Here is a 20,501-nt window from a genome sequence, read left to right on the forward strand (position 1 = left end):
TACCGGATGGAGGTCAGCCGTAGGTGACAAACTCATGCCGCTCGGCATGTTCGAGATGAGGCACTGAATTGAAGCTGACTAGTGACATAGCAGCGTCGTTAAAGACATACTGGCAAACGCTGCTGTTGCGAATCTGCATGTTCAATGCGATCGCGGTCGCAGCGGGCGCCTGCAGAACTTGCTGAGCCGTTACCGCGATCGGACCGCCCGAACTCACTATCAGAACACGCTTGCCGCCAGCCCGCTGGATGTCAATGCGCGCCCGCTCGACACGCGTCTGGAATTGCCGCCATGTCTCTGGAACCTGGCCTGGCAAGCGGTCCTCAGTCCAAAGCTGCAGCACTTGCCGAAGCCCTTTGTAGAAGTCCTTCTTTGAAGTGCTAGCCGACAGCCCGGCGGACAAACCCAGCGGCGAGCCTTCTTCGCCGAGGGCGGCGAACAGTGCCTGGAAATCGTATTCGTTCAAACCCGCGTCTTGCGCGAGTTCGACTTGCGGGCCACCCATGGCGGCGAGAATGGCATCGGCGGTTTGCCGATGCCGCTGCATCGTGCCGATGACAACGCGATCGAAGCGCACTTGCGCCTGCGCGAAGTACTCGCCGAGCCAACGTGACTGTGTACGACCGGAAGGAGATAGCTCGTCATAGTTCTCGGCGCCGAAAGACGCCTGACCATGCCGTACAAGATAGAGTTCTGCCATGCCAGCCTCGTTTGAACATGACTAGCAGAATACCCAGCGCCGCATCATTCAGGAAATTGATTGTTGTGATAGCCGGCTATAAATTTTAGTGACACCGGGCGCCTCTACGCCGTATGCCCCTGTAGACCCCTGTGGGCCCCGGCTACTGGTTCATTTCCCGCATGAGACGCCCTACCTGCTCGCGCAGCCAACGATGCGCCGGATCTCCGGTCACGCTGCGATGCCAGTAGCAACGAGACTCGAGCTCCGGAAGATCGAACGGCAGTTCCAGGATTCGCGCGTCATATCGCTGCAGGAGTACGAGGGGCGCCGTGAGGACGAGATCGGTTCGCATCGCGATCAACGGGGCGACCAGATAGTGTTGAACGCGCGTCTGAATCGATCGCCTGAGGCCCAGCTTGTTCAGTTCCGCATCGACGAGACCCGATCCCTGCGGACGGCTGGATACGTGGATATGACCGAACCCGAGGTAGTCGTCGATCTTCAGCTTCTTCCGGGTAAACGGATGATCGTGACGCAGCATGCATGCATAGCGGTCGCGGCCGAGCGGCTCCTGCTCGAGGTCGGGGTCGTCGATCAGCGCCGCGTCGATCGCCAGATTGACCGCACCGCTGGCTAACGCTTCCGACACCTCTCTACGCGTGGTGAAGTAGCTTTCGATGCGAATCCCGGGCGCGAGGCGCTGCAGTACCTCCTCCAGCGCGGGCAGAAGGAGCGCCTCCGTCAGGTCGGTCATGCTGAGCCGGAACGTACGCTCGGACGAGGCGGGATCGAAGCGTCCCCCGACGTGAGTACTCGAGTCGAGCAGTTGCAGCGCCTCACGAACCCGGCCGATGATGTTTTCCGAAACGGGCGTCGGCATCATGCCGGCCGACGTGCTGACAAACAGCTGATCGTCGAAGGCCTTGCGCATCCGCGCCAAGGCATTGCTGACCGCAGGCTGAGTGATGAACAGCAGCTCCGCTGCACGCGTCAGGTTTCTCGTTCTATAGACAGCTTCGAAGACCACGAAGAGATTCAGATCAAGCTTTGACAAACCCATTTTCAAATTCCCCGGCGCCACTCGCACTGTAGTTTCGACTCCACTGGTTCACGTGCACGCAGCGGCGCAAAGCGCCGGTCTGCGTGGTGTCACGGAGCGACCCCGGCGAGTCTACTCCTGCCAGTGCCAGACAGCCAAACAGGGAAATGAGGACGCTTCGCGCCCGCCTATCCTGCGGTTCTGCGCGATAAAAACGACGCTGGGAGCCGCCCCGCCCTCACTGATTGCCTGACGCAAGTTGCTTGTTGCGGTCGGTGAGAAACTGGATCAGCCCGTCGACGCCGCTTTGCTGGATCTTGTCGTTGAATTGCGTACGGTAGGTCTGGATCAGCCATGCGCCGAGCACGTTCATGTCGTAGACGCGCCAACCCTGAGGGGATTTGTAAAGCCGGTAGTCGATCTGCACCTGGCCGCTTTTGCCTGGCGCAATCGTGCGCACCACCGCGTCGGTGTCGCTCGACTCGGTGGGCGAAGGCGGGTACTCGAATTTCTGATCCGTGTTGACCAGTGTGAGCGCGCCGGAATACGTGTGAATCAGCAGTTGCTTGAACTGCTCGACCACCTGGTCCTGTTGCTCGGGTGTCGCGGCGCGCCAGAAGCGGCCCATCGTGTACTGCGTGGTACGGCGAAAGTCGACGTAGGGGATGATGTCCCGGTTCACGATATTCATGATGCGCGGGATGTCGTCCGGCGTGAGGGCTTGCCGGCGGACCTCGTCCATGGTTTGCTGCGTCACGGTCTGGATGAGTGTCTGCGGGTCGGTCTGGTCGTTGATCTGAGCGGACCACGCGTGCTCAGGCGCGCACAGAGATCCGATGCCGGCCGCAATTGCCAGCGATGCGACGAACGCCGAACGGACAATGGTGCTTCGGCAAAAGTGCTTCATTACAAACCTCGACGTTGAGAGGGACCCAGCAAACCACCGCAGCGGTAACGGCACGGTTCGCCCGCGCCCATTGCCCTCAGCCGGCCGCCAATCTTACAGCGCACTTTCTGCGCCCCCCTTAACCCGGCGAGCCCTATAAATTTTCGCGGATCATCGCAAACACGTCGGCGGACTGCCCCTGCAGCATGGCACTTCTGCAGCCCCAATAACATCGGCAGGGGCGCCGCCATCGTGCCATGCAGAAGATTCGAAAACACCCGGCGCTTTCCGTTCGTGTCGATATGCCGATACAGCCAGACCGTGGGCGTTCCATCGTCGGCGCAGAAGCGTTCATCGCTCGCGGCGTGGCGGTTGCTCAGCTCGGTCAGATAGATCGGTGGAATCGTTCCGCGGTTCGATGCGAAGGCCTTGGAGCGGTGAGTTTTCACCGCGCGGACAAGTGTGCGGCAGTCAAATACCATTGTCCATTGGGGGCTCATGTAATGGACAACGTCGGCAATGCCGGGAAGGGTCTATCTTGCCCGTCAGTGTTAAGTACCCCTTTCATACCCGCGTTGAACTATTGATCGCCATAGCTCGTCGGTAATGATGCAGGGTCTTTTGCGAAGTGCCGCACGAGCTTTAGCCCAAGCCGTAACGGCACCTACCGCTCGTGGAGAGATCTATTTTGCCGCAACTTCCGCAGTGGGCAGAGGAAAGAATGGCAAAACATATTCGGCAATTTCCTGCATGACTTCCGAGATCGGCCGGTTGTTAAGCGTCAGGTTTAAAATGACATGATTAATCCCGATCTCCCGCAGAGAATCAAGATGCTCCACAAGGCGCCGCCGCCCGAGTTTATAACCGAGATAAACGGGTATCGCATCAGCATCGGCATGCTCCTCGAGCTCTACGAACAGTAGCTCGGAAAACGGCAGAAAGCGTTCGGGAGATTGGCGTTGCACCGTTGTGCGCCATAGCTCAACCCATTTCCTTTGAGATTCGATGTCACGCGGATAGGTCACCCAGCCATCCGTGTTCCCTGCGATCCACTCTATTGTTTGTCTGGCATTTCCCACGCTTAAGTGCGGCAATTTGCCGGTCAAAGGCTTGGGAAGGAGATCCAGACCGGCCATATTTCCCATCGGCGAATCGATCTCCGGGAAGTCTTCGTGCAACGCACTCAGCATGTACCGATGGGCATCGCGAAATCGCGATGCTACGTCATCATGTGACACGTTAAATGCTGCAAACTCCCGCGGCCTGTCGCCCGACGCGATACCCAGAACGAAACGCCCTCCCGAAAGCACGTCGACAGTCGCTGCGGCCTTGGCGACGTGCAGCGGATGCCGGACAGGCAGAACGATTGCGGCAGTACACAGCGCGATATTACGCGTGGCGGCCGCGACTGCGCCGAGCCAAACCCATGGGTCGTAGAGTTGACCAACGTCTGGCGATGAGGGGTCGTACAACGGGACATCGCGGGCCCACAGGGAGGCAAAGCCCAGGCTGTCGGCTAGCTCTGCGATCCGCAACTGCTGGCTCATATCAGGCATCGCTTTGGCGACCCGCACCAGCGGGAACACTACGCCTAACGTTAGGGCCCCGTTGGCGAACAACCTGCGATATCCGATATGGGACCTCAAGTGCTCTCTGCCCATCGAATCGGCCTTCTGTTGAGCGCCTTTATTAAGGATAACGATTGGTTCCGCTGCGGACTTGCCGCCCGGCCGAAGTTCCGCCCGCTCAGCCGCGTGCTCATTCTCAAGCGGCCCGAAAGGCCGCATGTGCTAAATGATGAGCATACTGTCGCCGAACATATCGAACTCGTACGAGCCGCGGTCGACAAGTTCCCGGTAGCTGCGCATAACCAGGTCCTTTCCTGCAAAGGCCGCGGTCAGAACCAGATGGCTAGAGCGCGGTTGATGTAGATTGGTAAGCAGTACGTCCACGACCTTAAAGTCAAATCCAGGGAAGATATAGAGGTCGGTCCAACGACTCCCCGGCTCAATGGGCGCTTTGCGTTGCTTGCCTAAACCGAGTGTTTCCAATGTTCGTAGAACTGTCGTGCCGACGGCAACAATGCGACGCTTCTCTGCCATTGCGCGATTGATTTGCTCCGCCGCAGTGTTCCCCACCTCGAAGTATTCAGGTTTTACTTCGTGATTCTCGACTTCATCCGCACTGATGTGACGAACTGCGAGCATTTCAGTCGCTCCGATATGCAATGTCACATAAGCGATCTCCACCCCTTTTTCTTTGATTCGTTTCAGCAGCTCCGCCGAAAAGTGAAGTCCAGCGGACGGTATCTGCAGGGAGCCCGGTGTCTTCGCGTAGACGGCCCGATAGGTAGACGGCGCGACCTGCCAGTACGTAGAGGCGACCAATGTAGATGCGTCAGCCGCCAGGCTCTTGGCAGGCTTAGCTGGTTTGCCGGCTTCTCCCGGTTTACCGGCTTCTCCGGGTTTGCCTGCCTCTCCGGGTTTGCCTGCCTCTCCGGGTTTGCCTGCCTCTCCGGGTTTGCCTGCCTCCCCGGGTTTGCCTGCCTCCCCGGGTTTGCCCGCTTCCCGAGGTTTGCCCGCCTCGCCGGGTTTGCCTGGCGCCCCGGGCTTGCCCGCTTCGCCTGGCTTGCCCAGCGAGCTAGAAACAATCGGGGCTTCCAAGGTCCACGAGCTGGCGAAAGGTTGCCCACAGCGTTGCCCGTACTGCTCGAGCGCCGAGTTCAGGCGTTCCAACGGCTCCAAAGACACTTGCCAGAATCCGTCCGGCCGAAGCGCGAGCAAGCGGACAGAGAGGCCCTCATCATCAACCGAAGTCAAAGTGAGCCCGGGACGAAGCTCAACAGAAGGCCTGATATCCACAACACTCGTACCATCGGGTTCGTGGCCGTATATCACCACCGACAACGTGTGGTCTTCCCATCCGAACAGCAGTGTGTTCGGCAACACATAACTGTCGTTCAATACCAGCAAATCACCTGGGCGAAAGTAGTCGTAAATACTGGAAAAAATCGTATGCTCGATGGAGTCCGACGAGCGATCAAGCACGATCATTTGCCCCCCGTCTCGCCCTCTGCCTCTAAACTCCGCGGGGTAGCTCGGTATGGTGCGAGCGTCGAATGGAAAGTCGAATTCACGTGTTTTCACAACAACTCTCCTAAGCAAGCTATGTAGATATCTCGCCAGTACGCACCCGGGCGAGAGAGGTCGTTGAAATGGAACCGAATGCGCGCGACCAAAGCAGCGTACGGATAAATTTTCCGATGCAATTACATTCGTTTTCCTAATTAAACAAAGCCCGACATCAAATCGACATGAATCGCGCTCGCGCGGCGCCTCCTTTGACGATGCACCGTCGAGCCTCGCAGGACTGTTTCAACAGCCCGTTAGCAGCGGCAAGGCTGGAATGGAAGCGTGTGCGGACGCGAAAGAAGTCCGGATTGCCCCCTGGCCACCTGTCCGGGAAAGTTAGACCACTACATACCTCCTTGTCCACCTGTGCCATCTGACAGGTTGCCAACGACATGGTGCAGAACTATTTTTCGTTGTGAACGAGCGGCAACATCAAGAATTATCGATACGCGTTGCAATGTTCCTTGCACGCGCATCGTCAATCCCTCGCTCAACAGGCCGCGCAACCAGAAACAAAGTAGTGCTTGAAATGCCGGCAATTTTTCCCTCATCCACACTGCATTGCGAACAGGAGACAAAAATGGCGAAGACAAGCAAGGGCTTCAACAATCTGCAACATGTCCAGAATCAATGGGGAGGCTCTTCGGCCCCCTGGCATGAAGGCGGCATGTGGGTACTCGGCGGTCGATCCGGGCAAAACGTCGTGGCACTCAACATTAAATCCGCAGACAACGGAAAGATTTTCACCGGGACGATGACCTATGCTGGCGAAGGTTCGATCGGCTTTCGGGCAACGCTGACGCAAAACAACACCTATGCGGTCGAGAATCAATGGGGCGGAAACACGGCGCCGTGGCATCCGGGTGGCACGTGGATCATCGGCTGCCGCGTCAATCAGAACGTGGTGGCAGTCAATATCGAATCAGGCGATAAGGGCGCAACGCTCGCTGGATCCATCACCTACGCTGGCGAAGGCCCGATCGGTTTCAAGAGCGAGCAGGCAGATGGCGGCGTTTACTCAGTTGAAAACCAATGGGGCGGCCCGTCGGCGCCTTGGCACGCTGGCGGTGTTTGGGTAATCGGCGCGCGCGATCAAGCCGTCGTTGCACTCAACGTCCAGTCCGCGGATGGTGGAAAGAACCTGAACGGAACCAACACTTACTATGGCGAAGGGGCCATTGGCTTCAAGGGGAATTCCGTCGCGGGCAACAACTATGCAGTCGAAAATCAATGGGGAGGATCGTCCGCCCCCTGGCATCCGGGCGGTGTCTGGTTGCTCGGCTGCCGGTCAGGCCAGAACGTCGTGGAAGTCAATATCACCTCCGGCGACAACGGCAACACGTTCAACGGCAGTATGACCTATAGCGGCGAGGGTCCGATCGGCTTCCGCGCCTTTGCATTGCCGCAATAACATCAGCAGTCCGGACGACAGGGGCAGATTGAGCCTGTCGTCAGCGCTTGCCTAGGGGCGAGCGAGATCGGCAGGTGATCTCACGCCCCCTCATCTATGCCGTAGGCCGGCATCTACTTCTTCTTGGACCCAGCACGGGTTCCCGCCGTATTGCGCCTTTTGCACGCTGCGAGCGATACCACGCCGTCGTATCTCGCCTATGCTGCCAGAGGCCAACGCGCCAGCGCGACGTGCCGGGTACGCCCGAGCAGGCTGTGCATCAAAACAAGCTCGCGCACGTTCCAGCTGGCCGCGTCAACGGGACGTGCCGCGATCCAGGGCATGCCGTAAGCGAGCGTAACGTGCGGGGTGTAATGCTCCGTGTTCGGCGCAACGGGGCAATCGCCGAATCCTGCGTTTTGCAATGCTCTTGCAAGCGCCTCGCGGAGCGTGTGGAGGCCAACCACGCCCTCACCGCCTCCCAACACCATTGGTCCGGGCCGCGGTTTCGCTGCAAAACTCAAAACGTGGTCGAACTCGACGCTGAACGGCTTCATTCTGATTGACGCGGCGGCTTTGGTTGCTACATCAACCAGCCCTTGCGGCAAACCACCTGCGAAATTTCCAAGATGCTGGAGTGTGACGTGCAGGCGATTGGCAGCGTGTGGCTTGCTCTTTGAGCGGGTCTCGCCGCAGATCTGCTGCGCGAGCTTCGCGATGTGACCCGCCGTATTGGCATCCGGCAGGACTGCGAAGAACAGGCCGTCTGTCGGGACAGGCGGCGCCTCCAGCCCCGGCAACCAGAGTTGGTCAGCCATGATGCGCCCGAGACGATGAAGCAGGCATGTCGATGAATCTCCGTTCAATGGTGCACCAGGCTTACCCAGGCGTCTGAAAGTCGTGCCAATTGCGCCGTGCTGAGCGACCGGCATCCGGTAGCTCACCCGGCACGCACCCCAAATCACCGCTCCGTTCCCACCTGGCCCGGTCCGTTTTCGTGAATGGGTCACGTTGCCGCCAATACTGTACATCCATACAGTACAGACGGCAAGCGAGACAACCGACCTTCGCGGGCGGACGGCTATATCGTGCCGAAAAAATTACTGCTTATGCGCTATGAGATATTAAATTCGATACCTCTTTACCGAATTGAAATCATTAAGCATAAAAACGCGCAATACTAGTGAAAATACCGATGCTGTAGTCAGACTACATTTTTACATTGTTTAACACGGAGAATCACTCACAGCCAATCCGGCTGGCCCGATTCCCCCGCTGGCAGGCACACATCTTCGCAGTCACCCTGCGTCGCCGGCTTTTGCGTCCACGGTGAATCCACCCGACGCGCTCCGCTTTCCCCTCGCCCCACCAAAAGCAGAATCTCGGAGAGACAGACATGCAGATCAAACTATGGCCGGTCGTCGCGTTAGCGGCGACCGTGTGCGTCGTTGCCCGCGCGGGCGCGCCCGACTCTTCATTCGATTTCCCGCCCACCGCGACGGTGATGAACGCGTTCGATTCGGCCACCGCGCATCGGCGTGCCCACTCCCTCGTCAGTAAAATGACGCTCAGCGAAAAACTGCAATTTATCCATTCGGAGTACGCAATGTCCAGCGTGCCAGGAGGCGGCGCCGGCTACATTCAAGGTGTGCCGCGCCTTGGCATTCCTGATCTGAATATGGTCGACTCGTCGACAGGCTCCGGCAGCACCAGCCAGCCTAGCACCACCTTCCCGTCGACCATCGGCGTGGCCGCGAGCTGGGATCGGGGTCTGTCTTCCGCTTTCGGCAAACGGATCGCCATAGAACTGCGCGAACAGGGCTTCGGAATGGGTCTGGGCGGAGGCACCAATCTCGCACGTGAGCCGCGTGCCGGCCGGCTGTTCGAGTTTCTTGGCGAAGACCCGCTGCTAGCCGGGCAGATGCTTGCCGAGCGCACCGACGGCACGCAGAGCCAGAAGGTCATCGCCACGATCAAGCACTTCGCCGGCAACGAGCAGGAATACAACCGGATGGGCGGCAACAGTCAGATCGACGAGCGCACGCTGCGCGAGATCTATCTGTTGCCGTTCGAAATCGCCGCCAAACGCGCCCAGCCCGGTAGCGTGATGTGCAGCTACAACGAGCTCAACGGCACTTATGCGTGTGAGAACTCGCATCTGCTCAGCGACGTGCTGAAGAACGACTGGCACTTTGAAGGACAGGTGCAGTCGGACTGGGGGGCGACCCATAGCACGGCTAACGCGATCAATGCTGGCCTTGACGAGGAGGAGGATGTCGGCTCAACCGTCTATCTGACGCCCGCCGCGGTTCAGCAGGCGATCGCGAACGGCTCGGTTTCCACCGCGCGCCTCGATGACATGGTGGAGCGCAAGCTGTACGTCATGATCCGCACGGGCGTCATGGACAATCCTCCGAAGGGCGGCGGCACGATCGACTTCGCGGGCGCGAACGCATTCGCACAGGCGGTCGAGGAACAGTCAATGGTGTTGCTGAAGAACGATAGCAATCAGTTGCCACTCTCGGCGGCTTCCCTCTCCCGGATTGCGGTGATTGGCGCGCACGCCGATGCAGCCGTGCTGACCGGTGGCGGCTCGGGTAATACGCGTGATCCGGTCACGGGCGCGTTCGCGGGTTGCGGGGGCTTGACCTTCGGCACGTCGACAGGGTGCGGTTGGTGGACCAACCCGTGGCTGAAGCTGAACACGCCCATCGTGGCGGCGATTCAGGCACTCGCGCCGTCGGCACAGGTCAGCTTTGCCGGCAACAGCGATCAGCAGTCGCCGTTCAGCGCCTACACGCAACAGCAGATCCAGCAGGCTGCGGCGCTTGCGGCTCGCTCGGACGTGGCCATTGTCTTCGTCGCCCAGCCAGCCGGTGAAGATTTCGGCGATCTGCAAAGCCTGGAGCTAGCGAATCCGTCGAACCAGGACGCGCTCGTCGAAGCGGTGGCAAGCGCCAATCCCCGCACGATCGTCGTCGTGGAAAGCGGCAACCCGGTCCTGATGCCGTGGAAGGACAGCGTGGCCGCAATCGTGGAAGCGTGGTATCCGGGCGAAGGCGGCGGTAATGCGATTGCGAATGTCCTGTTCGGCAAGGTCAATCCATCGGGCAAGCTGCCGGTTACCTTCCCGGTGCATGATCAGGACACCCCAACGTGGGGGCAGAACGGGACGTACGAAGCGAATCCCGTCTACGCGGAAAAGCTGGACATGGGTTACCGCTGGTATGACGCGAAAAACATCGCGCCGATGTTCGAGTTCGGATACGGGCTGTCGTATACGCATTTCTCGTATTCGGGGCTTTCCGTCGCTCATCGTCCTGATGGCGCGCTCGATGTTTCGTTCACCGTACGTAACGATGGTCGCGTAGCGGGTGCGGAAGTGCCGCAGGTGTACCTTGGTGTGCCATACAGTGGCGAGCCGCCGCGACGTCTCGTCGGATGGGAAAAGGTCGCTATGAACCCGGGTGAGACAAGGCACGTGCGCATTACCGTCACGCCACGCATGCAGAGCGTGTGGGATACATCGCGCAATGGCTGGCGGTATGTGGCTGGTGGGACGGTGTACGTAGGCGCGTCCTCGCGTGACATTCGCTTGCAAGGGAGCTAGCCGCCGCAATTTCATCACGCAGTTGAGCGCGGGCGCGGGGGAGCCCGCGCGTGCCGTTGGGGTGAATTCGGGTGGGTGACGTTGTTGCGGCTTGCCGCGTTTGTAGGTGCGGATACCGGGTGAAGCGTACCTTGTCAACCTGGACAGGGGCCCACACGGGAACCATGTACTAAGCTCAATTCGGCCACGGCACGCATCGTTCGCTTCGTGCACTCTCGCTCCGACCACCGGTGATCGAGCGTCGACTGACGGGACCGTGTGCCTGCAAAGCGTAAGCGGTTGTTCATTCCGAACAGGAAAGTCACAACAAGACAACTTCTGGTCGAACACGAGTGCGCCATCAGGGAGAATGCTCACCCACAAATAGTACAGCGCGCACGTGCCCACATGGGTCCGTGCGCCGCTACGCGGCCGGGTAAGTCACTTCTCCGACTACCTGTCAGGTCCGGTCTAGGCTAATACACGTCCATAGGATAGCGGCGCCTTGCTGACCTCACCGCTGAACAGTCGCTCCAGTTGACGTACAAGCGAGGCTCCTAATCGTGATCACCGTGGGCGACGACATTGAGCCGTCCCGACCTCGTGAGCTGCCGGACCTTGTTCATAGATGATGTCTTTGGACTTTTCTTGCATTCGTCCACAACCAAACCTACCGGATTTGCGGCGTCAACAACCAGCTCGTCCGTTGCCTTCACGTCGACTTTGCTCACGCCAGCAGCCCAGTACAGCAGTGCTGGCTTGTAGTTGTCTGCCAGCGCCAGAAAGTCCTCGCAATTCACCTTTTCCGGTTGCACTCTCGACGTTGTTTGAGCGAGCCCGGCTTGCGACAGACCGATGATGCTCAACACAACCGAACCCAGGACGATCCTGTTCATGGTTCACCTCCTCGAAAGAAAGCAACAACGGCTCCGGACGGTCGTCCCGACGTATTAATGAAGGGGGGGGTCAGGACGTTTTCGCTTGCTGCATCTGGCATGAAAGCCTGAAGATAATCTATTTCGCCTGCCTTAAACGAGACTTAAGCAAGGAGGCCTGCTGAGCGTGGCCAGCTCCCGCAACGCACAAGTTTCATGATCCTTTCAGTGCAAGCATCCCGGTTCAATAAAGAATATCGATCGTGAACCTGGGTGGAACTATTCATGTCGAAATAACAGGTCAATCGTGAAGAGTGGGATGAATGCGCTCCCGGAGCACCCGGTTGTCTGGAGTCGAAGTGAGAACGGCCGCTGAAATTGAAGGCAACCGCCTCTTTCGTATCGCCCGGTGGTGCTGTGTAGCACTTATGGCCACAGCGTGCGCGGTTATCCTGTTCGATGTGATGGCGTTTCGCCCGAACGTCGACCGTGATGACGCCCTGACCGATCAACGCGCGTCACCGCAGGGAGAACCGTCTGGCAGTGCAGGAGCGAAGTTGCCAAACGATATGCTCCAGAGCCCATCGGCCCCGAGTTCGCCCCTTCCCGACACGGAGGTGTTTGGCATGCACAAGGCACTCAACGCCGGGCTACTGCAGGACAACCACGATCAGCCTGATTTCGGTGACTGGCCAAACATCAAACCCGTCGCCACAGATTCTGACTGAATCGTCAGCGGGCGTTTAATCCGCATCGAAGCATGCGACGGGGCCTGGTGACGGCGCGAGATTAAAAATCGCTTTCTTCAAGCCGTTGAATTGAGGAATTTGAAACAAAAATCTCTGTCTTTTGTATCAATCGCATAGTGCTTTTCGCAACGTCAACCTGCCTCCGCTCCGGAGCGTTAACAGTAATCCTAAGGAGGTGCGATTGCACCTTCGGTCAGAGGAGACCTACCATGACCAAGACTGGATTTTGCGCGGCCATGCTCATAGCGAGCATGCTCGCTGGATGTCATTCGGGTGTAAAGGTAAACCAGCAAGGAGCCGCCACGCAGGGCAACACCGCCAACAGCCAGCCGGCAAATGTGGCACCCGTAATGGTCGATGAACTCAACAATCCAAATGGACCACTCGCGAAGCGGAGCATCTACTTCGATTTCGACAGCTATACCGTCAAGAGCGACGATCAACCGCTGCTTGAAGCCCACGCGAAATATCTTATGGCCCACCCGAACCGGCATGTCCTGATTCAGGGCAACACCGACGAACGGGGAACAAGCGAATACAATCTAGCGCTCGGTGAAAGGCGCTCGGAAGCCGTACTCCATGATCTGGAGACTCTTGGCGTACGCGACTCGCAACTGGAAGCGGTTAGCTTCGGGAAGGAAAAGCCGGTCGCTTTGGGTCACGACGAAGCATCGTGGGCGCAGAACCGGCGGGCAGACCTTGTCTACCAGTAGGCTTGCGAGTTCTGAACAGGCCACGGTCTTAAGTTAGCAAGGCCAATAGCGAATACGCCCGGGTCCGGGTTTAGCGTCTCCCGGACCCGGCTCAAAGGCCGATGAAATAGGTCTGCACATCCATTTCCTCGGACCAGATCTGAACATCCAGCATTTCGCTGAAATCAACCGGTACGTCGTGGTACATGCAGCAGAACCCCTGCGCCGTGCGGTAGACAATGACCCATTCTGGCAGCGGTGCTTCTCTCGCCGTTCGTCGCTCACGTGCGACGCCTCTCAATGTGTCGAGGTGCAACGCCTTGCTGATGCGCTTGCGTGCAGCATCCAGCTCATGAGTCAGTTTCACTTGTCACTCCTTCGCAGCAAGCCCGGCCCGAGGCCGTGCCAACGGCTCGCCTTAACCCGTCTTTAGTCGCTACTGCTTGCGCCTAGCCGGGGAATATCCTTATGCTGCTTGCCACAGCATCGGCGATGTGCTCTTTCGCGATGATCCCCAGCACGCGAGCAGGCCCGTGCCCCTCGTGCCGTCCCACCACCACCGCCATCATCGCGCGCTGTTTCCACAGCCGGGTAATCACGCCAAAGGCTACGTCGTTCTCGCGTACGACGATGAAGTTTCGCTGTGCCAGCGCCCCAAGCGAGATATCCGAATCGCTCTCGCTGACCGCCCGCCGCAAACCCGTGTTGATGCGCAAGACACCATAGATCTCATGCTCGCGCGTGACCACTACGTGCCGGAATGCTGGCCCCTCCGAGCGAGTCAGCAAGTCACGAAACGGCACCTGGGCGTCGAGCACAAACACGTCCGTTTCCATCACCTGGGCCGCGTTCTGCACCAGAAACATGTTGGCGTGCATCGCATTCGGAATCGGATGACCGCGCCGCACCAGCTTTAGCGTATAGATGCTCTCAGGTGACAGTATCCGACGTGCCCCCAGACTGAACGCCACAGCGAGAATCATCGGCAGCACGATGTCATAGTCGCGCGTCATTTCGAAGATCATCGCCACCGCGGTCATCGCGGCGCCCGTGCCGCCCCCTACCATCGCGCCCATGCCGACCATCGCAAAAGCGGGCGCGCTAACCGGTGCCCCGGGCAAAACCATCGCTACAACCGAGGCGAAGGCCGCGCCGAGCGTGGCGCCGATAAACAGCGACGGGGAAAAAACGCCGCCCGAAGAACCCGACCCCAAACTGACCGAGGTCGCCAGCGTCTTGCACAGCGCCAGCAACAACAGAAACGCACCACCCTGCAACTGACCGTAGAGCGTGGCCTGAATCGTTGCGTAGCCGACGCCTTCCACGTAATAGTGCCCCGCAAAGTGGAATAGCAGATACATCGTCACACCAACCATCAGCATTCCGCATGCGTGCCGCAGGTAAAGCCCTGGAATGCGATCAAAGGCATCCTCGGCCCAGTGCAACGCGCGAATCAGCAATGCTGCGGCGGCACCCGTCACGGTGCCGAGCAACGCATAAAGAATCAACGTCAACGCACTGCCTGGCTGATTCGGAATCGCGCCGAGCTGCGCCGGCACAAAGAAGGCGGGGGCGGCGCCAAAGAACAGCCGGCCCAGAAACGTCGCCGTGCCGGTCGCTATCGCCACCGGCAAAAACGTATTGACGCTGATTTCCGGCATCATCAGTTCAGTGGCGAACAGCACGCCGCCGATCGGCGTGTTGAAGGTCGCTGCAATGCCAGCCCCAGCCCCTGCGGCCACTAGCGTGATGCGTTGCCCAGCGGTCATCCACACGATCTGCCCTAGCGTGGAGCCGAGCGCCGAGCCGATCTGGATAATCGGCCCCTCGCGACCCACGGCGGCCCCGGAACCAATCGCGAGAGCGGACGCGATCGATTTCACAACCGCCACCACGGGACGGATCACGCCGCGCTTGTAGTAGATCGCATCCATTACCTCAGGCACGCCATGGCCCTTGGCTTCCGGCGCAAACGTGCTAACGATCCATGTGACCACGAGGCCGCCCAGTACGGGCACCAGAATCACAAGCGCCCCCCAGGGGGATGCAGCCGTAAAGTGACTCGCGTCATACACGAACGACAGGCGGCCGAGAAAGAACGCATTGTGCACAAATCCGATCAAGGCCCGAAATACTACCGCCCCGAAGCCCGTGACGATGCCCACCACAAATGCGAGGAAGCATAGCCAACGTAACGCCACCGGTTCGCTAGTGTCTTCATCCTCATGGACGACCGCGTGCGGCTGGAGCGGAGCCACTTTGACGTGGCGCGGCTCGCTTTCCACTGCCTGATCAGGCCGATCGGAGTCGCCCGGCATCGTATGGTGTCCTCAGAGGACTACGGGTTAGATTCGCAAACTTCCTCTACGCCGCTTCTCAGCGGCATCCGCAACAGATGGCACTGACGCGCGCCCCGCGAACGGCCAGATCATCTCGCGTGCGGCCTGTTGATGGCCCGCACGCGAGATGATCGCTTAGCTCGTCTGGTCCATCCGCTCCATCATGGCCGAGGTTTCATTCGCTCCGAGCGCACAACGCATGGCAAGCGCCAGCACGACCAGGCTCCATATCGACACCAGCAGAATGTCCCAGCCAAAGCCAATCACGCCGCGCCCACCGCCGATTCCGCCGAGCCACGAGAGCAGCCAGATTCCGCCGAACCAGGGCAGTAGCCACGAAATATTCTTCCAGCCGAAGTATTTGGACCGATGCCATGTCAGGAAAATTCCTGAAGAAACAATCGACCGCGAAACCCAGATCGTCTCGCACTGCGTGCTAACCGCTCAGGCTCATCAGTCGTTGCGCGCGGCAAACGTCACGCGCGATTCCCCGGTTCCCTCAATGCCCAGCCGAACGACTGGAGCACCTCGGACTGGTGCAGTGCGGCCAGTTTTGCCAGAACGCGCTCTCCTTTCGGAAGCAGGTGTACCTCAACCTGACGGTGATCATGCTCGCTAGGCTTGCGTCTAACCAGGCCGGCGGCCTCACATCGGGACACGAGCGCAACAGTGCCGTGCGGCGCCGCCTGCAGGCGTTCCGCCAATTCGCCGATCGTTGCCCAGTCACGGCCCGGAAAGCCCATGACGTGCAACAGCAACATATATTGCAAGGGAGTAATCGCAGCTGCGTGTACGATCTTCTCGGAGAAGTGAAGAAAGCGGCGCAGCTGATAGCGGAACTCCGACAACTCTTCCAGTTCCTGCTTCGTTAAAGCGCTGCCCTCCGGGTGTTTCCTGGTGTCCATAATCCCATCCCCTGAAGCTACCGCCGGCATTGGAAATATGTCACTTCATGATCTATCATAGTGTCTAGTACGCTAATTTTCCACATCCTTTCACAAATGAAAGATTATTGTGCCGGGATAGGCAGCCGGAATCCGGCCCAGCATGCGCGTGTTCGCCCCGCCACGTAACTTTTCTGACATGCAGGAGTCCATCTCAACTACGAGAAGCAATCCAGAGTCGAGAGGGATTCAGCGCTTCAGCTAGCCCTCCCGGGACGGACGCTCATCGAGGTGTCCCATTGCGGAAATTGATGCATGAAACACGGTCTGATAGGGTTACTTACGGTCCTACCCGCTTCAGTTGGGAGTACGTTTTCGGGTACGCACGCGGCGCACGACATCAACGTCGCGATGCTCAGCCCTGTTGAATTGTCACCCACGGGGCACGATCCAGCGCCGGAGAAGACCGACCTGACGCGCATCATTTATACGTCGGCACGATCGAGCCGCGGGCCCACGATCGCCCCATCCTTGCTAAACAACGAAAGCTTCAACGGCGAAAGGCACGTCCGTTTGCGCGGTGACAGGTTTGAATGGCAGTGGCGCGAAAATTCGAAATGATCGCCTGAGGCGAACCGCAGCGCACCTTCGTTGTCGATGGTACGGTTAGGCTCTGCCACACGGGGCGACTAACGTTCAGTCAGCTATAAACAAAAGCAGGCGACTCACAATTCGCCAGGACCGTTACGCTCAACTCCGTTTGAATCCGGACACCCGCTTCCTGGGCACCCTCTCATCCGCTCAAACTCCATTCGCGCGAGACATAGGCTATCCATCGTCCCGGACAAGACAGGACAATAGTCGTGACCTCGTCGACACTTCCGACCAGTCTCGAACGTGTTGACGAAATAACACTCAAACGCATATGAGTGATCGAATGGATGGAGCGCGAGATGACCGAGGACCAGCAAAAAGGCGTCCATCTCGAGCGCCGCAAATGGCTGATCGCAACGTCGATTGCCGGAGGCGTCGGGGGAATTGCCACGCTGGTGCCGTTTGTGGACTCGTTCGCCCCGTCGGCAAAGGCTCGCGCCGCCGGTGCGCCAGTCGAGGCGGACATCAGCAGATTGCAGCCCGGCGACATGATGACTGTCGCGTGGCGTGGCGTCCCGGTGTTTCTCGTCAACCGGACAGCGAAAATGCTGGCGGACGTCGTAACTGCCAACCCTATGGTGGCCGATCCCACCACGCAGCATCCGTTCTCCATGCCGCTGCCCGAGTACTGCAAGAACGAGTACCGGTCTCGTGCGGATCATCAGAACATTCTCGTCGTCGTAGGCGTCTGCACTCATCTTGGCTGCACGCCGCGCTCGCGGTTTCAGGAAGGGCCGCAACCGAACCTGCCCGACAACTGGCCCGGTGGCTTCCTGTGTCCCTGTCATGGCTCCACGTACGATCTCGCAGGGCGTGTATTCAAGGACAAACCGGCACCGCAAAACCTGGACGTTCCGCGCTATAAGTTTGCGGCTTCCACGAGCGTTCTGGTTGGGGAGGATGAGCATGGGGAAGCATGAACACGCACGACGGATCGTCCTCTCGCCGATCCAGCGCCGAGCGAAGGGTCGCGGCAGGCAATACGCGTGAAAACCCCTAGCTTCACGAGGCTGTTCGCCAACTTATTTCGCCTTTGCGTGGCCTATATTTGAAGCATCGGAGAACCAGGGTCGCGGGAATTCATATTCCGCGAACCACTATAAATATCGTTGTACTAACGTAGACGCCAGCCAACCATTGCGCATCCGGAGTCGGCGGGTCGGCGCGCGGTATGTTGCTCAAAACCCGGAAGCGAACCTCTCTCAGAAGGGGTAGGCGAGAAACGCCGGGGTTACGACCACAGAAAGGGGACACGAAATGACTGAAAGTTTGGCTAATGGAAACCGGCAGCGCCGGATCGTTCTCAAGGCGGCCGCAGCAGCCGGCATCATGCAAATCGCAGCGCCGTTCATTATCAAGGCCCGCGGCGAGGAGCCCATCAAGTTCGGACTCAACGACCCGCTCACTGGAACCTATGCCGAGCTTGGCAAGAACGAGCAGGTCGGGTGCGAGTACGCATTGGACCAGATCAATGCCAAGGGCGGCATCCTCGGTCGTCCAGTGCAGCTTCTGGTTGAAGATTCAACGAGCGCGGATACCGGCACCGCCGTTCAGAAAGCTCGTAAGCTGATTGAACGCGACAAGGTCAATTTCCTGCTAGGCAACGTCAATTCCGCCATGGCGCTGGCGATCGGCCAGGTGTCGAACGAACTGAAGACGCTGCACATCGTAACCGGGGGCCATACCGATGCCGTGACCGGGACCGACTGCCACTGGAACGTTTTCCGGGTTTGCAACACGACCCGCATGGAAACCAATTCCGTCTCCAAGGTGCTGTTCGACAAGTACGGTAAGAAGTGGTTTTTCATCACACCAGACTACGCGTTCGGGCACACGCTACAGCAGGGATTTGAAGCCAGCCTGAAGAAATTCGGCGGCACCGAGGTCGGGGCGGCGCTGGCACCGCTCGGAACAACCGACTATTCCTCATACCTTATCAAAGCCCAGGCCGCGAATCCCGATGTCATCCTGTTTCTGACCGCAGGCGAGGACGCCGTCAACTCGCTCAAGCAGGCCGTCCAGTTTGGTCTCGACAAGCATTTTCATATCGCCGGCGCCCAGCAGGAACTCGAAGTGCTCGAAGGCCTCCCACCCAACGCCCGCATCGGCACATGGGTGTTCGAATGGTACTGGAATCAGCCCAACGTCCCGCACGTGGCAGAGTTCGTCGCAGGCATTCGAAAGAAGGCCAACCGCGTGCCGACGGCCCGTCACTGGTTTGGCTATGTCGCGATGTGGACCATCGCGCTCGTCGCGAATCAGGAGAAGACGCTCGATGCGGTCAAGCTGGCGAAGGCGCTCGAGGGTTTCAAGTTGCCGCCTGAGGTGGGTCTTATGCCGGACACCCCGTTCTATCGGGCTGGCGATCACCAACTGATGCCCGATCTTTACGTCGGCCATGCTGTCGAACAGGGGCCGCAACCGGATGACCTCTTCCATGTCGACGCAGTCGTCAAGGGCATTGATGCGGCATTGCCCGTGGAAGAGACCGGTTGCCACATCAAGTGGTCCTGAGCGCAGTAGCGAGCGCCGGATAGACAAGCTCCATTCGTGGGCAACGAAGCGTAGCGGCGCTCCTTGAACGCGCCGCTAGCGCCCGAAAAGGGCGCACCGACCCACGGCAGGCTGTCCGCCCCCCTCGCTGCGCGGAATCTGCGAGAACGCCCTCGGCGGTGCCATGACACAGCTGATTCTATTTAACGTTTTCAACGGCCTCATCATCGGCGCATTCTATGCACTGATGGCGCTCGGGCTTTCCCTGATACTCAACCTGAGCGGTGTGATCAATTTCGCTCACGGAGGGTTCCTCGCAGTTGGCGCATATCTCGCGTACACGCTGATGCCCTACACTGGATTCTGGGTCGCACTGCTCATCGCCCCTCTTCTGACCGCAGCGCTGGGTGTGGTGATCGAGCGATTACTGATCCGCCGGCTTTACGGTCGAGATCCGTTGTATAGCCTGCTCCTGACGTTCGGACTGGCTTTCATGCTGCAGGACGGCACGCGCTATATCTGGGGGCCGCAAACGCTGCCTTACCAGATACCCGAGTCCCTCAACTCACCACTTAGCAACACGTTCTTTTTTCTGACTGGCTACAGGCTGTTTATGGTGGCGCTAGTCATCATAGTGGTCGCTGGCCTCTTCCTGGTGCTCAACCGGACCCGGCTGGGTATGCGCATCCGCGCTGGCACGACCGACCTGGAAACGGTGTCGGTACTCGGCGTCAACGTGCGAATGCTGCGCACGTTGAATTTCGGCCTCGGGATATTTCTTGCAGGGCTCGCCGGTGTTCTCGCCGCGGGCATGCTTGGACTGGAGCCGACAATCGGCGACTCGCTCATCATGCCGAGCTTTGTCGCGATCATCGTAGGTGGCCTGGGTAGTCTGCCCGGCACGCTGCTTGGCGGAATCCTGATCGGAGTGGCATCTGGCGTGACCTCCGTCTTCTTCCCCTCGGCGACCGAGGCCGTGATCTACATCATGATGGGAGTCGTGCTGCTCGTGCGCCCCCGCGGTCTGTTGGGCGAGGAAGGGAGAATACAGTGACAGAAGCGCAATATGGATGGGGCCGCGCGCTCGTGATCTGGCTG

20 protein-coding genes are annotated in these 20,501 nt (G+C 59.1%); 8 read left to right on the top strand and 12 right to left on the bottom strand.

The features are described from left to right. Window positions 1-13 precede the first annotated feature (13 nt). The 6 genes from BLQ92_RS21360 to BLQ92_RS41120 form a co-directional block, all read right to left on the bottom strand. Complete coding sequence (locus BLQ92_RS21360; protein ID WP_090686514.1) at window positions 14-700, bottom strand: histidine phosphatase family protein; 687 nt, start codon at window positions 698-700, stop codon at window positions 14-16. A 142-nt stretch (window positions 701-842) separates the two neighbouring features. Continuing rightward, window positions 843-1,742, bottom strand: coding sequence for a LysR family transcriptional regulator (locus BLQ92_RS21365; protein ID WP_090686515.1), 900 nt, complete (start codon window positions 1,740-1,742; stop codon window positions 843-845). Between the two features lie 217 nt (window positions 1,743-1,959). Continuing rightward, window positions 1,960-2,628, bottom strand: coding sequence for an MlaC/ttg2D family ABC transporter substrate-binding protein (locus tag BLQ92_RS21370; RefSeq protein WP_090686516.1), 669 nt, complete (start codon window positions 2,626-2,628; stop codon window positions 1,960-1,962). After that, a complete protein-coding gene (locus BLQ92_RS39530) occupies window positions 2,628-3,107 on the bottom strand; it encodes a hypothetical protein (protein WP_143016647.1) in 480 nt (159 codons plus the stop codon). Before BLQ92_RS39530 ends, BLQ92_RS21370 begins: the two co-directional genes overlap by 1 nt. A gap of 183 nt (window positions 3,108-3,290) precedes the next feature. Next, the gene (locus BLQ92_RS21375; protein ID WP_244896664.1) at window positions 3,291-4,268 is read right to left on the bottom strand and encodes an LLM class oxidoreductase; all 978 of its coding nucleotides are present in this window, start codon (window positions 4,266-4,268) and stop codon (window positions 3,291-3,293) included. Between the two features lie 129 nt (window positions 4,269-4,397). Next, window positions 4,398-5,753, bottom strand: coding sequence for an S-adenosylmethionine:tRNA ribosyltransferase-isomerase (locus tag BLQ92_RS41120; RefSeq protein ID WP_175772196.1), 1,356 nt, complete (start codon window positions 5,751-5,753; stop codon window positions 4,398-4,400). A 565-nt stretch (window positions 5,754-6,318) separates the two neighbouring features. On the opposite strand from BLQ92_RS41120, the gene BLQ92_RS21390 reads away from it, so the two are divergent. Continuing rightward, complete coding sequence (locus BLQ92_RS21390) at window positions 6,319-7,149, top strand: lectin OAA family protein (RefSeq protein ID WP_090686517.1); 831 nt, start codon at window positions 6,319-6,321, stop codon at window positions 7,147-7,149. A 197-nt stretch (window positions 7,150-7,346) separates the two neighbouring features. Here the strand turns inward: BLQ92_RS21390 and BLQ92_RS21395 are convergent, their stop codons facing one another. Continuing rightward, window positions 7,347-7,946 (bottom strand): 2'-5' RNA ligase family protein, encoded by a 600-nt coding sequence (locus tag BLQ92_RS21395; protein ID WP_090686518.1) that lies wholly within the window; start codon window positions 7,944-7,946, stop codon window positions 7,347-7,349. 578 nt (window positions 7,947-8,524) lie between these two features. Here BLQ92_RS21395 and BLQ92_RS21400 point away from each other — a divergent pair. Further along, complete coding sequence (locus BLQ92_RS21400; RefSeq protein ID WP_090686519.1) at window positions 8,525-10,738, top strand: beta-glucosidase; 2,214 nt, start codon at window positions 8,525-8,527, stop codon at window positions 10,736-10,738. A gap of 536 nt (window positions 10,739-11,274) precedes the next feature. Here BLQ92_RS21400 and BLQ92_RS21405 read toward each other — a convergent pair. Continuing rightward, window positions 11,275-11,613 carry an HdeA/HdeB family chaperone gene (locus BLQ92_RS21405; RefSeq protein WP_090686520.1) on the bottom strand — a complete coding sequence of 113 codons (339 nt, stop codon included), beginning with the start codon at window positions 11,611-11,613 and terminating at the stop codon, window positions 11,275-11,277. Window positions 11,614-11,951: 338 nt separating this feature from the next. Between BLQ92_RS21405 and BLQ92_RS21410 the strand changes: the two genes are divergently transcribed. Together BLQ92_RS21410 and pal are read left to right on the top strand one after the other, a co-directional pair. After that, window positions 11,952-12,320 carry a hypothetical protein gene (locus tag BLQ92_RS21410; protein WP_090686521.1) on the top strand — a complete coding sequence of 123 codons (369 nt, stop codon included), beginning with the start codon at window positions 11,952-11,954 and terminating at the stop codon, window positions 12,318-12,320. Window positions 12,321-12,550: 230 nt separating this feature from the next. Then, a complete protein-coding gene (pal, locus tag BLQ92_RS21415; protein ID WP_090686522.1) occupies window positions 12,551-13,054 on the top strand; it encodes a peptidoglycan-associated lipoprotein Pal in 504 nt (167 codons plus the stop codon). Window positions 13,055-13,145: 91 nt separating this feature from the next. Here pal and BLQ92_RS21420 read toward each other — a convergent pair whose 3' ends face one another. From BLQ92_RS21420 to BLQ92_RS21435, 4 genes are all read right to left on the bottom strand, one after another. Next, window positions 13,146-13,400, bottom strand: a complete 255-nt coding sequence (locus BLQ92_RS21420) for a hypothetical protein (protein WP_090686523.1) — start codon at window positions 13,398-13,400, stop codon at window positions 13,146-13,148. An 82-nt stretch (window positions 13,401-13,482) separates the two neighbouring features. Next, the gene (locus tag BLQ92_RS21425) at window positions 13,483-15,351 is read right to left on the bottom strand and encodes a chloride channel protein (protein ID WP_090686524.1); all 1,869 of its coding nucleotides are present in this window, start codon (window positions 15,349-15,351) and stop codon (window positions 13,483-13,485) included. Between the two features lie 156 nt (window positions 15,352-15,507). Continuing rightward, window positions 15,508-15,639, bottom strand: coding sequence for a hypothetical protein (locus BLQ92_RS41125; RefSeq protein WP_279607907.1), 132 nt, complete (start codon window positions 15,637-15,639; stop codon window positions 15,508-15,510). A gap of 209 nt (window positions 15,640-15,848) precedes the next feature. After that, window positions 15,849-16,277: a MarR family winged helix-turn-helix transcriptional regulator gene (locus BLQ92_RS21435; RefSeq protein ID WP_090686573.1), complete on the bottom strand. Its 429-nt coding sequence runs from the start codon at window positions 16,275-16,277 to the stop codon at window positions 15,849-15,851. 294 nt (window positions 16,278-16,571) lie between these two features. Here BLQ92_RS21435 and BLQ92_RS39535 point away from each other — a divergent pair, with 294 nt between their 5' ends. From BLQ92_RS39535 to BLQ92_RS21455, 4 genes are all read left to right on the top strand, one after another. Beyond that, complete coding sequence (locus tag BLQ92_RS39535; RefSeq protein ID WP_143016648.1) at window positions 16,572-16,877, top strand: hypothetical protein; 306 nt, start codon at window positions 16,572-16,574, stop codon at window positions 16,875-16,877. Between the two features lie 332 nt (window positions 16,878-17,209). Beyond that, window positions 17,210-17,830 carry a ubiquinol-cytochrome c reductase iron-sulfur subunit gene (petA, locus tag BLQ92_RS21445; protein ID WP_090686526.1) on the top strand — a complete coding sequence of 207 codons (621 nt, stop codon included), beginning with the start codon at window positions 17,210-17,212 and terminating at the stop codon, window positions 17,828-17,830. Between the two features lie 337 nt (window positions 17,831-18,167). Further along, window positions 18,168-19,424 carry an ABC transporter substrate-binding protein gene (locus BLQ92_RS21450; RefSeq protein WP_090686527.1) on the top strand — a complete coding sequence of 419 codons (1,257 nt, stop codon included), beginning with the start codon at window positions 18,168-18,170 and terminating at the stop codon, window positions 19,422-19,424. 163 nt (window positions 19,425-19,587) lie between these two features. Next, window positions 19,588-20,457: a branched-chain amino acid ABC transporter permease gene (locus BLQ92_RS21455; RefSeq protein WP_090686528.1), complete on the top strand. Its 870-nt coding sequence runs from the start codon at window positions 19,588-19,590 to the stop codon at window positions 20,455-20,457. Window positions 20,458-20,501 lie beyond the last annotated feature (44 nt).

Source organism: Paraburkholderia phenazinium (assembly GCF_900100735.1).
Classification (GTDB): domain Bacteria; phylum Pseudomonadota; class Gammaproteobacteria; order Burkholderiales; family Burkholderiaceae; genus Paraburkholderia; species Paraburkholderia phenazinia.

Coding starts and splice junctions, on each gene's coding strand:
- BLQ92_RS21360 (WP_090686514.1), bottom strand. CDS start 700: ATGGCAGAACTCTATCTTGTACGGCATGGTCAGGCGTCTTTCGGCGCC.
- BLQ92_RS21365 (WP_090686515.1), bottom strand. CDS start 1,742: ATGGGTTTGTCAAAGCTTGATCTGAATCTCTTCGTGGTCTTCGAAGCT.
- BLQ92_RS21370 (WP_090686516.1), bottom strand. CDS start 2,628: ATGAAGCACTTTTGCCGAAGCACCATTGTCCGTTCGGCGTTCGTCGCA.
- BLQ92_RS39530 (WP_143016647.1), bottom strand. CDS start 3,107: ATGAGCCCCCAATGGACAATGGTATTTGACTGCCGCACACTTGTCCGC.
- BLQ92_RS21375 (WP_244896664.1), bottom strand. CDS start 4,268: ATGGGCAGAGAGCACTTGAGGTCCCATATCGGATATCGCAGGTTGTTC.
- BLQ92_RS21390 (WP_090686517.1), top strand. CDS start 6,319: ATGGCGAAGACAAGCAAGGGCTTCAACAATCTGCAACATGTCCAGAAT.
- BLQ92_RS21395 (WP_090686518.1), bottom strand. CDS start 7,946: ATGGCTGACCAACTCTGGTTGCCGGGGCTGGAGGCGCCGCCTGTCCCG.
- BLQ92_RS21400 (WP_090686519.1), top strand. CDS start 8,525: ATGCAGATCAAACTATGGCCGGTCGTCGCGTTAGCGGCGACCGTGTGC.
- BLQ92_RS21405 (WP_090686520.1), bottom strand. CDS start 11,613: ATGAACAGGATCGTCCTGGGTTCGGTTGTGTTGAGCATCATCGGTCTG.
- pal (WP_090686522.1), top strand. CDS start 12,551: ATGACCAAGACTGGATTTTGCGCGGCCATGCTCATAGCGAGCATGCTC.
- BLQ92_RS21425 (WP_090686524.1), bottom strand. CDS start 15,351: ATGCCGGGCGACTCCGATCGGCCTGATCAGGCAGTGGAAAGCGAGCCG.
- BLQ92_RS21435 (WP_090686573.1), bottom strand. CDS start 16,277: ATGGACACCAGGAAACACCCGGAGGGCAGCGCTTTAACGAAGCAGGAA.
- BLQ92_RS39535 (WP_143016648.1), top strand. CDS start 16,572: ATGAAACACGGTCTGATAGGGTTACTTACGGTCCTACCCGCTTCAGTT.
- petA (WP_090686526.1), top strand. CDS start 17,210: ATGACCGAGGACCAGCAAAAAGGCGTCCATCTCGAGCGCCGCAAATGG.
- BLQ92_RS21450 (WP_090686527.1), top strand. CDS start 18,168: ATGACTGAAAGTTTGGCTAATGGAAACCGGCAGCGCCGGATCGTTCTC.
- BLQ92_RS21455 (WP_090686528.1), top strand. CDS start 19,588: ATGACACAGCTGATTCTATTTAACGTTTTCAACGGCCTCATCATCGGC.